Below are 14829 nucleotides of genomic sequence, written 5' to 3'. Positions count from 1 at the left end.
GTATTTTTTCTTCCTAGCCTACTCCCGTCTAAGGGTTAATTCCCCAGCGAGGAGGCTAGTCGTCCTTGCCCTTACGGAAGGCGGAGCGGGCTCGCTCACGGTTGACGGCGGCGATAGCTGAAAGCGGGATGCCTGCCGGGCAGGTAACAGCACATTCACCGTAAACCGAGCAGGGGCCAAAGTGGGTATCCGCTTCGGCCAGCAGGTTACGGGCGCGGGAGGAGCGTTCAGCTTGCCCCTGAGGCAGCAGGGAAAGGCTTTGCAGCGCTGAACCAGCGTAGAGGTTAGCTGAACCGTTGGGGCAGGCTGCGATGCAGGCACCGCACCCGATGCAGGCTGAAAAGTCGAGTGCCTGTTCAGCCCGCCCGTGACCGATTTGCATGGAGTCGGCATCTGCGGCAGTCCCAGCATCCACCGAGACAAAACCGCCGGCGCGGATGACATCGTCCAGGGCGGTGCGGTCAACCACCAGGTCACGGACGACGGGGAAGGCTTCGGACCGGAAGGGCTCTAGGCGGAGCTTATCCCCGTCCTTGAAGGAACGCAGATGCTGACGGCAGGAGGGCGTGTTGGGCACTGGGCCATGGGGCTGGTCGTTAACGGTGATACCGCAGGTGCCGCAGATACCTTCACGGCAGTCAGACTCGTAGGCAATCGGCTCGTGCCCCTCAGAAACTAGCTGGTCGTTGAGGTAGTCAATGAGCTCTAACAGGGACATTTCTTCGTAGGCACCGGTAACAGTGTAGGTTTCAAATCGGCCTGCTGTAGCGGTGTTATCTTGACGCCAGACTTCGATGGTGAGTTTCACTTGTAGTTCCTCGTTTCTAGGGTGATGTCTTTGAAGTCCAGGGGTTCAGCGTGGCGGATGTGGGCACCATCTGCGGTCTCCTCCCAGACGCTGACAAAGCACCAGTCCTCATCGTTGCGGGAGGCCTCGCCCTCTTCGGTTTGGTATTCCTCGCGGAAGTGGGCACCAGCTGATTCCTTGCGGTCCAGGGCATCGATGCACATGAGTTCTGCCATCTGCAGGTAGTCCTCCAGGCGGCCGGCGCGCTCGAGTTCCTGGTTGAAGCTCTGGGGGTTGCCTGGGATAAAGAGGTCGGTGTAGAAGACCTTTCTCAGAGCCCTGATTTTCTCGATGGCGGCGGTGAGTTTAGCTTCGGTACGGCTCACCCCGCAGCCCTCGTAGAGGATTTCACCCAGTTCAGCATGGATACGGTCTGCCGGAGTTTTACCGCCAATCTTCATCAGTCGGTTTACTCTCTCTGAAACATCCTTCAGGACACCCTGCACGGCGGGGTCGGTAGGTTCTAGCGGGGTTTCCCCCAGGTGCTGGGCCAGGTAGTTGGGGACCGAGTAGGGCAGGGTGAACCAGCCGTCTACACAGGCAGAGAGCAGGGAGTTGGCGCCCAGCCGGTTGGCACCGTGGTAGCCCCAGCCGGCTTCACCGCCCACAAAAAGCCCGGGTATGTTGCTCATCTGGTCGTAGTCAGTCCACAGCCCGCCCATGGCGAAGTGGGCGCCGGGGGCGATACGCATAGGCACGTCGTGGGGGTCTTCGCCGGTTGCGTCCCGGTACATCTCGAAGAGGTTGCCGTAGCGTTCATCCAGCACTTTGACGCCCAGACGCTCCTTGGCGTCTCTAAAGTCAAGGTAAACCGAGTTCTTCAGCGGACCAACGCCGTGGCCGCTTTCAATCTGTTCGCGGGCTGCACGTGAGGCAATATCGCGCGGGGTGAGGTTAGCAAAGGCAGGGTACTTGCGCTCCAGGTAGTAGTCCCGTTCGTCCTCGGGAATGGCGTTGGCGGGCCGGTCATCGCCTGCCAGTTTGGGCACCCAGATCCGCCCGTCGTTGCGCAGGGACTCAGACATCAGCGTGGTCTTGGACTGCCACTTGTGGCTAATCGGTAAGGCGGTGGGGTGGAACTGAATGTAGGAGGGGGACGCAAAGTAGGCCCCCCGGCGCACTGCGCGCCAGGCAGCGGTCACGTTGGAGTTCTTTGCCAAAGTTGAGCGGTGAAAAACGTTGCCATAGCCGCCGGTTGCCAGTACGACGGCGTGGGCAGTTTCCGCTCGCACCTCACCGGTTTTGAGGTTGCGGGTGACGATACCCCGGGCACGTCCGTCCTTGATGATGAGGTCCAACATCTCCTCGTGGGTATGCAGAGTAACGGTACCGGCGGCAACCTGGCGTTGAAGTGAACGGGACGCTGAAACCTGCAGCTGTTGCCCGGTCTGCCCGCGAGTGTAGTAGGTGCGGGAGACCTGCACTCCACCGAAGGATCGGGTGGTCAGCTGGCCGCCGTACTCCCGGGCGAAGGGGGCGCCAATGGCGTTCATGTGGTCGATGACGCGCACCGATTCTTCGGCCAGACGGAAAACATCGGCCTCGCGCCCGCGGAAGTCCCCGCCCTTGACGGTGTCTTTGACGAAGCGGTGGATGGAGTCATTATCAACCTTGCGGGCACGGGCCGCGTTAATGCCGCCCTGGGCTGCTACCGAGTGGGCACGGCGGGCCGCGTCGTGAATGGTGTAAGCAGATACCTGGTAGCCCAGCTCCCCCAGTGCCGCGGCACAGCCGGCACCGGCTAGACCGGTCCCCACCACAATGACTTTGAACTTGCGGCGGTTGAGGGGCGAGACTAGTTTGTATTGGTCGCGGCGGCGAGCCCAGGCGGTTGAGGGAGGTCCGTCCGGCACTTTGCCGTCAACGGGGTCTGCGTAGGAAATATTGACGTTAACCATGATTGCTTATCTTTCTATTTCACTAGCCCGAAGAGCACGGCAAGGGGGATGCTGATGTTGCCCAGCATGACGATGAGCGCGTACACACCGGCAATGAGGATGACCCAGGAGCGGGCTTTTTCGCTGACGGTCACACCAAAGTCGTAGACCGCTGCCCAGAGCCCGTGAGCTAGGTGCAGGAAAAGAATGACCATGGCAAGAAGGTAGATTAGGGCTACTACAGGGCGTTGGAAGCTAGCGACCAGATTCTCGTAGGCGAAACTGCCTGCTTGGCTACCGTGCTGGAATTCGGTGGGTGATACACCCACGCCGGCGGTCAGATCAAGAATGTGGAAGATGATAAAGAGCAAGAGGACGACGCCTGTGACGGGCATAGTGCGGGCGGTGAAGGATTTGAAGCCTTTAAGGCCCCTGCGCTTGTGGGATCCGCGGGCTTTTTTAGCACGTGCTGAGAGGAGGACAGCGCAACCTACGTGCCCGATGAGACAGGCCAGCAGGGCGGCACGGAAAATCCAGAGAAAACCCTCGTAGGGGAAGAGCGGCTCGAAGAGGGTTCGCAGGAAGAGGGCGTAGTCGTTGAAGGCTTCAGGGCCTTTATAGACTTTGAGATTGCCGTACATGTGCACCATCACGAAGAGGGCGAAAACGATGCCAGTGATGGCCATAATGTACTTGGCGAGGACGTTGGAGATCAGTGGAGGCTTGGCGGCGGGGGTTCTCGAAGTCATGTGTATTCCTGTGCTGGTGGTGCCCTGTGTGGGGCTTTCAAACCGTCATTTCCAGCCTGGCACTTTTGGAGTTTGGTTTCTAGACCAGATGCCACCTTGAACCGTTTAAGTTCAATTTTTACGTTTGTTCGGTTTTCACCTTTAGGTTTTAAAGCGAAAACTCCCTAGCTAAAAGCTAGGGAGTTTTCTTTGTGCGCGATACTGGGATCGAACCAGACGGAAGGAAATTTTCCGAGCTGGCGAGGAAATAAAAATTTCCTGAAGTGGTCACTGTCATGAAACAGTGAGCACCAGATACCCATATATCATTTGTGCGCGATACTGGGATCGAACCAGTGACCCCTTCCATGTCAAGGAAGTGCGCTACCGCTGCGCCAATCGCGCGTGGAGGTGAGGACGGGACTCGAACCCGCGTACACGGTTTTGCAGACCGTTGCCTAACCACTCGACCACCTCACCACACGCTCAAACCTGGGGTTTGAGGGGCGAAAACTTTTGGTTTTCGTGAGAGCGGTTGACGAGACTTGAACTCGCGACATCCACCTTGGCAAGGTGGTGCTCTACCAACTGAGCTACAACCGCAACTCGAATTACTATACAGAGGTGTGGGGGTCTTGGCAAATGTGGTGTTGCCGTTCTCAGCCCATGGATATCTACCGTGTGAATGCGCCTTTTAGTAGCAGCGAATGTGCCATTTTGGAGCGCATGCTCGGCGCGAAGGTGCATACTGGCTTGCTGGGAGAGAGTTAAAACAAAACCCCGGTCGCTGGGACCGGGGTTTTCGTGCGAGCGGTTGACGAGACTTGAACTCGCGACATCCACCTTGGCAAGGTGGTGCTCTACCAACTGAGCTACAACCGCATATGTGTTGAACCGAAGTTCTGTACGCGATACTTAAGTATCATGCGTGCGCGATACTGGGATCGAACCAGTGACCCCTTCCATGTCAAGGAAGTGCGCTACCGCTGCGCCAATCGCGCATAAACCTGTAAAAGGTTTTGCGAGCGGTTGACGAGACTTGAACTCGCGACATCCACCTTGGCAAGGTGGTGCTCTACCAACTGAGCTACAACCGCAGATGTTTCGTTACGTTTTCACGCTTCGAACCAACGTGTATATACATTACAGCCTTTTTGGTCACTTGCCAAATTAGGTCAGGCTCCGCATAAATTTTCATTTATACTAGTCAGAGCGAAATTTTTGAACCTCTCGCCCTAGTCAAGAGAATTTTTTAGTCTATGCACTGCGCCACAGCCATTTAGGATTGAAGTGTTTACTGCATGGAGAGGTTAGATATGTATCCAAGCTTGATTGCTGAGCGTTTCACCTTGCGTCCTCTGCGAGATGCGGACGCTGCAGCTATTGCCGCTGCCTGCGTCGATCCTGAGATTGTGCGCTGGTGTAAGAGTATTCCCCTGGACTACACCCTGGATAATGCGCGTCTGTTCATTGACTACACTCGCGTTGCGGCGTCCAATGGCAGTGAGCTGGTGTGGGCTATTGACTATAGCGGGGTTTTCGCGGGCGTGGTCACTTTGTTTGATATTGAGCACGACGCTGCTGAGGTCGGCTTTTGGATGGCACCGCAGATGCGGGGCAAGGGAATCCTTAGAGAGGCTTTGGCAGTCATGATGGGTTTTGCCTTTGACCCTCAGGGTATGGGTCTGAATCAGCTGACGTGGACTGCCATTGAGGGCAATATAGCTTCTGAGAAAGCTGCTCTGGCAGTGGGTTTTGCCGGCATCAGAACGGTACCCAAGGGGACGTTTGACCGCCGGTTACCTAGCGGTGAGCAGCCTCGGCTAACGGCGCGAACAGCTACCATGACTCGTGCTCAGTGGGCCGAGAAGGGATTCCCTGTTTAGGAAGAAGTGGTTTCGCACCTCCTACTCCGGTTGGCCAGCTCCTTCACGAGCCAGTGCGGTGAGGCGGGACGGAGTGAGCGGGAGCGAGCGCGCGAGCTCAAAAGAGCGAACGGAGTGGTTTCACGCCTCCTACTCCGGTTGGCCAACTCCTTCACGAGCCAGTGCGGTAAGGCGTGAAACCGCACGGAAGTACTTTTTCTGGTAGCCACCTTCCATCATTTCTTGGGTGAAGACGCGGTTGAAGGGTATGCCGCTGGCGATGATGGGAAGGTCTTTGTCGTAGAGGCGGTCGGCGAGTACAACGAAGCGAAGGGCTACAGCTTGCTGGTCGATGGTTTGTACGTTCTTCCAGGCGACAGCGTCGAGACCGGTGATAAATTCGCGGTAGCGGGAGGGGTGCACGCGTGAAAGATGGTTGATGAGGTCTAGGAAGTTGTCAATGGCGATGGTGCCGAGGTCACCGAAGTTTTGGGCGACGGTGGTGTCAAAGTCCGTGTCAGAGACGGGGGCGGGGGCTGCGGGTAGGCCGCGGTGGCGGAAGTCCTCACCGTCTACTCGGATGACGTCAAACTGTTCGGCCAGCACTTGGATTTCACGTTTGAAGTCAGCCGCGGCGAAACGGCCTTCGCCGAGGGATCCGGGCAGGGTGTTAGAGGTGGCGACCAGCTTGACGCCAGCCTCTGCTAGTTCGCGCATGAGTCGAGACATGAGCACGGTGTCACCGGGATCATCGAGTTCAAATTCGTCGATGCAGACCAGCTTGTAGGCAGAGAGGGCTTCTACAGTTTTGCGGAAAGTGAGGGCACCCACCAGGTTGGTGTATTCCACGAAGGTACCAAAGGCTTTGGGGCCTTCTACTGAGTGCCAAAGGGAGGCCAGCAGGTGGGTTTTGCCAACGCCAAAGCCGCCGTCCAGGTAGAGCCCGGCCTTAGTCGCTGGTTTTTTCTTGGTTCCACCGAAAAGCTTGCCGAAGAAGCCGCCTGTTGCTGCACTTCCTCCGTTGATGCTGGCACCAAAGGCTCGGAGGGCGTCCACAGCTTGCTGCTGTGAGGGCTGGGTGGGGTCAGGGCGGTAGGTGTCAAAGGAGACCTCACCGAATCGTTCGGAGGGGCGGAAGCCCGCCAGCAGTTCGTCTGCTGAGACGTTGGGAGTGCGATCAGTGAGGTGGACGGTGGTGACCAAGGGCGTGACTCTCATCCCGTGTGCGTGTCGGTGATTCTTACAGGCTTAGTCTAGTGCTGCACCCCACTTTTACCCAATGTTGCGCTCTGCCGCGAGGGTACTAGGGTTGATGGGTAGTAGAGAAAGGTTGTCTCATGGCTAAAAAGAAGAAGACCGCTGCTGCTACTGCCGCGCTAGCTGTTTTGCAGGGCGCAGGGGTGCACTTTGAGGTGCGGGAGTATGAACACACTGCCGGGGAAACCAATTTTGGGGTTGAAGCTGCCCAGAAGCTGGGCCGCTCCCCCGAACAGGTTTTCAAGACCCTGATGATTAATCACGAGCAGGATTTCGCGGTCTGTGTGGTGCCGGTGGGGGGCAAGCTTAACCTCAAAGCTGCCGCTGCGGCGCTGGGTTGGAAGAACGCGGTCATGGCTGATCCAGCGGTCGCTCAGAAACGCACGGGCTATGTGGTGGGAGGGATCTCGCCCCTGGGGCAGAAGACTGCCCACCCGACGCTGGTCGATGAATCTGCCCAGCTTTTTGACACTGTGTTGGTCTCGGGAGGCAAAAGAGGGTTGGATGTAGAGCTAACCGGCGATGATCTGGTGGCGATCACCGCCGGTTCCTACGCTGATATCGCAACTTCCTAGCTAGCCAAGACGGGGCCCTAGCCAGTCAATCACAGTCCGCTCCCACTTGACGGGGTCCACGTTCCACTCGCGGGTGTGGGATGCCGCCTCGAAGGGGACGAAATCGACGAGGGCTGACTTTGTGGCGAGCTCCTGTGAAGGGCCAACCGGCACATAGGCATCATCGACTGAGTGCATGATGAGGGTAGGTACCTTAATATATGAAGCCCGGTGTGGCCAGGAGATTTCCTCTAGCCGGATGGGATCTTTGAGCCCGGTGAAGACCTTGAGCGCAGGGTGGGTAATCATTGAAACACCCAGCTGGCCAATACGCAGGGGCATTTTGTTGAGTTGAGAGTGGTACTGAATTAGTTCAATCCAGTTAAGGGCGGGGCCGTCCAATACGAGTGCCCTAACGTGCTGTCGGTTGCGCGCCTTATCGGCAGCCTGCAGGGAAATAGACCCACCCATGGACCACCCAAAAAGTACCACATCGTCCGCGCCGTGCTCCAAGGCGTAGTCGATGGCAACCTCAACATCACGCCACTCCGTGAACCCTAAACCGTATCTGCCGTCTTCTGAGGCGGGAGCTTCGCGGTCATTGCGGTAGCTCATGTGCAAAGAGGTGAGGCTCAGGGCCTGCGTTGCGCTCAGGGCACGCAGGGTTTCAGCCCTGGTTGCGCCCATACCGTGCACCATGATGACCCAGGTTGAGCTAGGGGTAGTACTGCTACTTTCAGCCTTCTGATCTGGCAGCGCAGTGAGGGACGCACCGGGCCGAACCAGCCAGGCAGGGGCGGGCCCAACCGGCAGATTAAGCTCAATATCTTCAGAAGCATAGCCCGCATCCCTAGGGTGGGGTGCTACCACTCCACTCAGCCGCCCCCGCTCGATGTCTGAGATATCGCCACGCATAATTTTTAGAATCTGACGGGTGACGGTCTGATCTTTGGGTGAGTAACTGGTGACCTCCCCCAGCACCGCAAAGCCCGCTCCACCCGAAAAGTAGAAGCCGTAATTGCCGCGAGCGCGTGTTCGGTCTGTGGCGTCTATTCTGATACTGCTCGGTTCTTGTCCCTCGGCGATATCAACAGAGTCATACCCCAGGGAGTGTACCCGCACGTCCTCTCCCGGGGTTTTGGGAGGGACCACCACGCGCCGAGCGAAATAGGTAGCTAGACCAGCTGAGCCTGCCAGACCAACGGTAGCCAAGGTCGCACCAGATACCAGGCCAAAGGTCAGCGGTTTCCACATTTTCGCGGGTTTTTCTTCAGGGCTTAGTTGAACCATAGTGACCAGTTTAGAACACTGGAGTTAAGCGGCCGGGGTTGGTGTGCTCAACCTCATCGCTCGGGCAGGGCAGATGCCCTGGGTGGGGATGAAGCGGGAATAAGAAGGTGTGCCGGCACGCTACTAGAGGTAGGGTAAAAAGTATCCTCTATTGAAAAAAGAAAGGCATTATCGTGAACGATTTTAAGCCCGGCGTTGGCTCTGTGGTTAAGAACTGGAAATCTGTGCTGAATCCCACCGAGTATGCCGTATTGCGCGAGGGCGGCACCGAGCGTCCCTTTACCGGCGAATACTGGGACGCCACCACTGAAGGTGTCTATTCGTGCCGAGCCTGCGGGGTTGAGCTCTTTCGCTCTAGCGAGAAATTTGAGAGCCACTGCGGTTGGCCCTCTTTTTATGAACCTGCAGCCGAGTCAAGCGTGCGTTACATCCAGGACCGTAGCATGGGCATGGTGCGTACCGAGGTGCGCTGTGCAGCTTGCGATTCCCATCTGGGGCACGTTTTCGAGGGTGAAGGTTATGCTACGCCCACCGACCTGCGCTACTGCATCAACTCTATTTGTCTTACTCTCGAAGAGAAGCCTGTACAGAAGTAAACCGCGCTTAACTCAGACTTAGGAGCCGTTTTCTACAAAGTGGCATAATAGTTGAGTATGTCTACCGCCGCGAAAGAGAGTTGGCCCATGCCCGCATCTACTACCCCCGGTGCTTCGGCGGCACCCACCGGGCCCGTGAGCAGCGACTTTGGGCTACCCAGTAGCCTTCAGATTCCTGATCTAGTCAAGCTTGAGGCTCCCGCTGGTGGCACACCCAGCGTGATTAATACCGAACGCGGGCTGAGAAGGGTTGCTCAGCTATTATCAGAGCAAACCGGCCCGGTCGCTGTCGATACCGAACGCGCCTCGGGGATTAGATACGGGCAGCGTGCCTTTCTGGTGCAACTCAAGCGCGGCGAGTCGGGTGTCATCCTCATTGATCCCGAAGCTTTTGAGGATCTCTCCCCCATCAATGATGCTCTCTCAGGTGTGGAGTGGGTATTGCATGCTGCTACTCAGGACCTCCCCTGCCTGGCTGAACTGGGGATGCACCCCGACGCTCTTTTTGATACCGAAATGGGCGGACGTCTGGCCGGCTTCGAGCGCGTTGGCCTGGGGTTCATGGTAGAAAACCTTTTGGGTTTCAAATTGGCTAAGGAGCACTCATCGGTTGACTGGTCTAAGCGGCCCCTCCCCGAAGAGTGGCTCAACTACGCCGCCTTGGACGTCGAGATTCTGCTGGACCTGCGCGATGCTGTTGAAGAGGTGCTGCGAGAGCAAGATAAACTCGGATACGCCCTTGAAGAGTTTAGGTATGAGTGCGAGGTCTGGGAAAGGGAGCCCAAAAAGGACCCCTGGCGTAAAACTAAGGGAATCAGAGAGCTAAAGAACCGCCGTCAGCTGACCGCGTTGCGCAACCTCTGGTACGAGCGTGAACGTCTTGCCCAAACAAAAGACGTAGCGCCTAAGCGCCTGCTGCCCGATCCCGCTCTGATTCAAGCAGCCCGGCTCATGCCCCGTTCGGTTCCCGCAATTTTACAGGTTCCGGGTTTCCAGACCCGTGCCCTCAAGCGAGAGGCTCCGCGCTGGGTTCGGGCAATTGCCGACGCAAAAAACGATGCCCAACCGGTTCCCTTCACCACCCCGGCAGAAGGGCCACCACCGCTCAAGGCGTGGGAGACTAAGCGCCCTCTATCAGCCCAGCTCTTTGCTGAGGCTAAACCTGCTATAGTCGCCCTGGCAGAGGAGCTTGCCCTGCCCCAGGAAAACCTCTTGTCGCCTGATACTCTGCGCCGTCTCTGCTGGGACCCTCCCGCCGAGCCAACCGCCGCGCAACTTAGGTCAGCCCTGCTTGAATTGGGAGCCCGAGAGTGGCAAATTGAAGTGGTAGTAGGCTCTCTTGCTGAGATTTTTGGTGAGATTCTGGGGTCTGCCCCCTCTACCTCTAAGGAGTAAACCGTGTGCAATACCTGTGGTTGTTCATCAGCCAAAGAAATCACTGAAAACCCTGGAATGACGCGCCGCGCAGCAGTTGGTGCTGTTAGCGCTGGTGCAGGAGCTCTAGCTCTTACCGCATGCGGCTCCTCCATGGATTCCGATGCCACCGCTGCCTCCATCGACCCCGGTGCCCCTGCAGAGCCCACTGACATGGCGGCTGTAGCAGATGTGCCGGTGGGCGGCGTTATTAAAGCTACCGCTCAGGGAACCAGCGTGATGATTACTCAGCCTACCGAAGGCACCTTCCATGCGTTCTCGTCCGTCTGCACCCACCAGGGTTGCCAGGTTAACGCGCAGAAAGAAAAGACCATAAACTGCCCCTGTCACGCTTCTGTCTTTTCCACTGAGGACGGCGCGCCCCAGGGTGGTCCGGCTGAAACAGCTTTACCAGAATTCCCCCTTGAAATTAAGGGCGACCGTATCTGGGTAGGCTAAAGCCTTCCAGTCGACTCAAAAGGCCGGGGATAACTATCCCCGGCCTTTTCTGTATCTGTTACCCACCGCTAGGGTAGTTTAGAGAGTATGTTTGGGCTTTTCACCTTCACCTCGAGCAAAGGGAACCATGGTGCCAGAAAGCTGGGCCAGGATATCAGAGCTAATCTTCTGGGGTGTCAGTCCAACTTCTTCAAGAATTTCGTGACGCTCAGCATGTTTGATGAATTCAGCGGGCAGACCCAACTCGTTGAGTGCGGTATCGATACCTGCTGCTCGCATTTCCTGACGGATGCGAGAACCCACACCACCTGCCCGCACGCCATCCTCCATTGACACCACGATGCGGTGTTGCCCGGCAAGATCAACCACGTAAGACGGCACAGGCATGACCCAGCGGGGGTCAATCACGGTAAGGGTAACACCCCGGTCTTCAAGGAGTTCGGCCACCTGCAGAGCCAGGCGCGCAAAGGCTCCCACACCAATCAACAAGACATCGCGTTGACCGGTTTCGGTGTGCGGTTCGCCGGTACGTGCGAGGATATCAGTGCCATCCGGCAGTCGCTCAAGAGCAGGGATGTCTGTACCTACCGAGCCCTTGGGGTAGCGCACCACGCTGGGGGCGTCCTCGATAGCGACTGCTTCACGCAGTTCTTCGCGCAGTGTTACGGCGTCGCGCGGTGCTGCCAGGTGCAGACCCGGGATGAATTGCAGCAGGGCCAGATCCCACATACCGTGGTGGCTGGCGCCGTCGGGGCCGGTAACACCTGAACGGTCTAGCACAATGGTCACACCCGCCTTGTGGAGCGCGACGTCCATGAGCAACTGGTCAAAGCCGCGGTTGAGGAAGGTCGCGTATAGGGCGATGACCGGGTGCTGCCCGCCGTAGGCTAGACCGGCGCTCATGGCAATCGCATGCTGTTCGGCGATTCCCACGTCGATGACCCGGTCAGGGTGGGCTGCGGCCATAGGCTTGAGGCCCACCGGAATCAGCATGGCTCCGGTGATACCCACGATATCTTTGCGTTCGTCGGCAATCTCTTTGATTTCCTGGGCAAAGACCGAGGTCCAGGACTTATCCGAGGGCTTAGCTAGAGCTTCACCCGTTTCGGGGTCAATCACGCCCACGGCGTGGAACATGTCGTCCTTATCATTGACGGCAGGCGCGTAACCGTGCCCCTTCTCAGTGATTGCGTGAACAATCACGGGGCCACCAAAGTTCTTGGCAGATTCAAGCGCTGATTCAATGGCTTCAAGATCATGCCCGTCAATCGGGCCCACATACTTCATACCCAGGTCCTCGAAGATACCGCCGGGCACCATGACGTCCTTAATCCCGGCTTTCATACCGTGCAGGCCCTGGTAAACCATGCGACCGAGTGGCCCGCCCTGCTGAAGTTTCTCCCGGGCGGTGGTCAGGGTGCGCTCGTAGCGACTATCAAGGCGAACCTTGTCCAGCTTGTTTTGCAGTTCGTATTGCAGGGCTGCTAGCTGGTTGGCAAAGCCGCCCACTGTAGGTGCGTAGGACCGGCCGTTATCATTGACCACAATAACTACCTTGCGGTTCTTGTCTGCCGCAATGTTATTGATAGCTTCCCAGGCCATGCCACCGGTTAATGCTCCATCACCAATAACAGCAACGGTGTAGCGGTCAGTTTCTCCTGCCAGCTGGCGCGCGCGAGAGATGCCGTCGGCCCAGGACAGCGATGAGGACGCGTGAGATGACTCGACGATATCGTGTTCAGATTCAGCTCGCTCAGGGTAACCAGCTAGGCCACCTTTTTGGCGCAGAGTTTCAAAATTTTGCCGTCCGGTCAGCAGTTTGTGAACGTAGGACTGGTGCCCGGTGTCAAAGATGAGAGAGTCACGTGGTGAGCTAAAGACACGGTGAATACCCACAGTTAGCTCTACGACCCCAAGGTTAGGGCCCAGGTGCCCACCGGTCTGAGAAACAGTTTTCACCAGAAATTCCCGAATCTCCTGCGCCAACTCAGTGAGCTGTAAGGCAGTTAGGCTGTTGAGGTCGCCCGGTTCGCGGATCGTTTCAAGTAGTCCCACGGTTGCTCCCTAAAGGACCGGATTTACCCAAGCATCTCTGGTAGCTCAGCACTGCTCACCGGTCATTAAACTATGTCGTACAGGAATGTAACTTTACCCGCTCACCGAACGATTAGCGATTTTACGAGGCAAACATTAGGCCTCCCTTTTGTGTTTCGTTTAAGTTTCCGGGCGCGTGGCTGCTTCCATAAGTCTGACCCAGCGTTTATTATCAGTGTTCAACAGCTCACATTAAGCGGTATGACACAGTTTTATACGCCGCAGAGACTGGCATCATTACACAGCTAGCATTATCAGCTAGCCCCACACGAACGGATACAAATCATGACTGCAGTCATTGACTGGGTGAACGGAATAATCTGGTCTCCCGTACTTGTCTATCTCTGCCTAGCAGTAGGTGTGTATTTCACCATTCGCACCCGGTTGTTGCAGATCCGGCAAATACCCACCATGATTCGCTGCACTTTCAAAGGCGAATCTTCCAAAGACGGAGTCTCCTCCTTCCAGGCTCTAGCGATGTCACTTGCAGGTCGCGTGGGCACCGGCAATATCGCTGGCGTTGCAACCGCTATTGCTTTTGGTGGCCCCGGTGCAGTCTTCTGGATGTGGACGGTTGCTTTCCTAGGTTCATCTACATCCTTTATCGAATCTACCCTGGGTCAGGTTTTCAAAGAACGCGACAAGATTACCGGTGAATACCGTGGTGGTCCCGCCTACTACTTTGAGAAGGCCTACAAGCACACCAAGTACGCTGGGCTTTTTAAGGTTTACGCCTCAATCTTTGCTTTCGCCACGGTTCTTGCCTGTGGTTTCTTCCTCCCCGGTGTGCAGGCTAACGGTATTGCAACTTCTATGGAAGGTGCCTTCCCGTCCGTTCACCCCTGGATGGCAGCTACCGGCATCACCATCCTGCTGGCTTTCATTGTGGTCGGTGGCGTCAAACGTATTGCTACCTTTGCCTCGGTAGTAGTGCCCATCATGGCTATCATTTACATCATTCTCGCCATGATTGTGGCCTTCGTTAATATCGGTATGCTCGGTGATGTCATCAACCTGATCTTCACCTCAGCATTTGGTCTGAACGCTACCTTCGGCGCCATCGTCGGCACCGCTATTGAGTGGGGCGTCAAGCGCGGCATCTACTCCAACGAAGCTGGCCAGGGCACCGGCCCTCACGCAGCTGCAGCAGCTGAGGTCAAGCATCCCGCCGCTCAGGGCTTCGTTCAGGCTATGGCGGTCTACATTGACACTCTCTTTGTTTGCTCAGCAACAGCATTCCTCATTCTGTCGACCGGTATGTACCGCGTCTACGAGGGTGGCTCAATTGAATCACCGGTACTAGCTGAAGGCGCGGGCGGCCTGGCAGAAAACGTTACCGTTGGTCCCGCTTTCGCGCAGAACGCTTTTGACACTTTCATCCCTGGCGCTGGCCCCATCTTCATCGCTATTTCACTGGCTTTCTTCGCCTTCACCACAATTATTGCCTACTACTACATGGCAGAAACCAACCTGCGTTACCTCACCCGCAACCTCAACAACCAGGTTGCATCCAACGTCCTGCTCCGTTGCTTGCAGCTTCTCATTCTTGTAGCGACTGTACTGGGTTGCGTGTCCTCCTCAGGCTCTGCCTGGGCGTTAGGCGACATCGGGGTGGGTCTCATGGCTTGGCTCAACATTTTGGGCATCCTGGTGATTCAGAAACCTGCCCTGCAGGTTCTGCGTGACTACGAACAGCAGAAGAAGCAGGGTCTGGACCCCATGTTTGACCCCCGTCCCCTGGGCATCAAGAACGCAGACTTCTGGGAGAACTACTACGACGTGAAGACCGGAGCAATCCCGGTTCAGAACAAGTAGCGCTCACTCCTTAGCACGTTCCTTATATCAGCGC

The 14829-nt window shown here is 56.9% G+C and carries 12 protein-coding genes and 6 tRNA genes; 6 read left to right on the top strand and 12 right to left on the bottom strand.

Features of this window, described 5'->3' with window-relative positions:
- Window positions 1-55: 55 nt before the first annotated feature.
- The 9 genes from VVR27_RS09460 to VVR27_RS09420 all read right to left on the bottom strand — a co-directional run bounded on the left by VVR27_RS09460 (window position 56) and on the right by VVR27_RS09420 (window position 4549).
- Window positions 56-808: a succinate dehydrogenase/fumarate reductase iron-sulfur subunit gene (locus VVR27_RS09460; protein WP_368548113.1), complete on the bottom strand. Its 753-nt coding sequence runs from the start codon at window positions 806-808 to the stop codon at window positions 56-58.
- Window positions 805-2745 (bottom strand): fumarate reductase/succinate dehydrogenase flavoprotein subunit, encoded by a 1941-nt coding sequence (locus VVR27_RS09455; RefSeq protein ID WP_368548112.1) that lies wholly within the window; start codon window positions 2743-2745, stop codon window positions 805-807. Before VVR27_RS09455 ends, VVR27_RS09460 begins: the two co-directional genes overlap by 4 nt.
- 14 nt (window positions 2746-2759) lie before the next feature.
- On the bottom strand, window positions 2760-3473 hold the full coding sequence (locus VVR27_RS09450) for a succinate dehydrogenase cytochrome b subunit (protein WP_368548111.1): 714 nt from the start codon (window positions 3471-3473) through the stop codon (window positions 2760-2762).
- A gap of 312 nt (window positions 3474-3785) precedes the next feature.
- Window positions 3786-3857, bottom strand: a tRNA-Val gene (locus tag VVR27_RS09445).
- Between the two features lies 1 nt (window position 3858).
- A tRNA-Cys gene (locus VVR27_RS09440) sits at window positions 3859-3932 on the bottom strand.
- A gap of 50 nt (window positions 3933-3982) precedes the next feature.
- Window positions 3983-4055 (bottom strand) — tRNA-Gly (locus VVR27_RS09435).
- A 206-nt stretch (window positions 4056-4261) separates the two neighbouring features.
- Window positions 4262-4334: transfer RNA gene (locus tag VVR27_RS09430), tRNA-Gly, on the bottom strand.
- A 47-nt stretch (window positions 4335-4381) separates the two neighbouring features.
- A tRNA-Val gene (locus tag VVR27_RS09425) sits at window positions 4382-4453 on the bottom strand.
- Between the two features lie 23 nt (window positions 4454-4476).
- Window positions 4477-4549: transfer RNA gene (locus tag VVR27_RS09420), tRNA-Gly, on the bottom strand.
- Window positions 4550-4768: 219 nt separating this feature from the next.
- Between VVR27_RS09420 and VVR27_RS09415 the strand changes: the two genes are divergently transcribed.
- On the top strand, window positions 4769-5338 hold the full coding sequence (locus tag VVR27_RS09415; protein ID WP_346871713.1) for a GNAT family N-acetyltransferase: 570 nt from the start codon (window positions 4769-4771) through the stop codon (window positions 5336-5338).
- Window positions 5339-5467: 129 nt separating this feature from the next.
- Here the strand turns inward: VVR27_RS09415 and zapE are convergent, their stop codons facing one another.
- Window positions 5468-6520 (bottom strand): cell division protein ZapE, encoded by a 1053-nt coding sequence (zapE, locus tag VVR27_RS09410; RefSeq protein ID WP_368548110.1) that lies wholly within the window; start codon window positions 6518-6520, stop codon window positions 5468-5470.
- 134 nt (window positions 6521-6654) lie between these two features.
- Between zapE and ybaK the strand changes: the two genes are divergently transcribed.
- Window positions 6655-7149, top strand: a complete 495-nt coding sequence (gene ybaK, locus VVR27_RS09405; RefSeq protein ID WP_368548109.1) for a Cys-tRNA(Pro) deacylase — start codon at window positions 6655-6657, stop codon at window positions 7147-7149.
- Here ybaK and VVR27_RS09400 read toward each other — a convergent pair whose 3' ends face one another.
- Window positions 7150-8418 (bottom strand): alpha/beta hydrolase family protein, encoded by a 1269-nt coding sequence (locus tag VVR27_RS09400; RefSeq protein ID WP_368548108.1) that lies wholly within the window; start codon window positions 8416-8418, stop codon window positions 7150-7152.
- Between the two features lie 173 nt (window positions 8419-8591).
- On the opposite strand from VVR27_RS09400, the gene msrB reads away from it, so the two are divergent.
- The 3 genes from msrB (at window position 8592) to VVR27_RS09385 (ending at window position 10886) form a co-directional block, all read left to right on the top strand.
- The gene (gene msrB / locus VVR27_RS09395) at window positions 8592-9014 is read left to right on the top strand and encodes a peptide-methionine (R)-S-oxide reductase MsrB (protein WP_368548107.1); all 423 of its coding nucleotides are present in this window, start codon (window positions 8592-8594) and stop codon (window positions 9012-9014) included.
- An 87-nt stretch (window positions 9015-9101) separates the two neighbouring features.
- Window positions 9102-10409 carry an HRDC domain-containing protein gene (locus VVR27_RS09390; RefSeq protein WP_368548106.1) on the top strand — a complete coding sequence of 436 codons (1308 nt, stop codon included), beginning with the start codon at window positions 9102-9104 and terminating at the stop codon, window positions 10407-10409.
- A 3-nt stretch (window positions 10410-10412) separates the two neighbouring features.
- Window positions 10413-10886 carry a Rieske (2Fe-2S) protein gene (locus tag VVR27_RS09385; RefSeq protein WP_345445612.1) on the top strand — a complete coding sequence of 158 codons (474 nt, stop codon included), beginning with the start codon at window positions 10413-10415 and terminating at the stop codon, window positions 10884-10886.
- 78 nt (window positions 10887-10964) lie between these two features.
- On the opposite strand, the gene dxs is transcribed toward VVR27_RS09385, so the two are convergent.
- Window positions 10965-12941 (bottom strand): 1-deoxy-D-xylulose-5-phosphate synthase, encoded by a 1977-nt coding sequence (gene dxs, locus VVR27_RS09380; protein WP_368548105.1) that lies wholly within the window; start codon window positions 12939-12941, stop codon window positions 10965-10967.
- A gap of 324 nt (window positions 12942-13265) precedes the next feature.
- Here dxs and VVR27_RS09375 point away from each other — a divergent pair, with 324 nt between their 5' ends.
- Window positions 13266-14795: an alanine/glycine:cation symporter family protein gene (locus VVR27_RS09375; RefSeq protein WP_368548104.1), complete on the top strand. Its 1530-nt coding sequence runs from the start codon at window positions 13266-13268 to the stop codon at window positions 14793-14795.
- Window positions 14796-14829 lie beyond the last annotated feature (34 nt).

The sequence above is a fragment of the Rothia sp. LK2492 genome (assembly GCF_040946345.1).
In the GTDB taxonomy this organism is placed as follows: Bacteria; Actinomycetota; Actinomycetes; order Actinomycetales; family Micrococcaceae; genus Rothia; species Rothia endophytica.
Note: the sequence above shows the minus strand (reverse complement) of the source record. Positions and strands in the feature narration are given on the sequence as shown.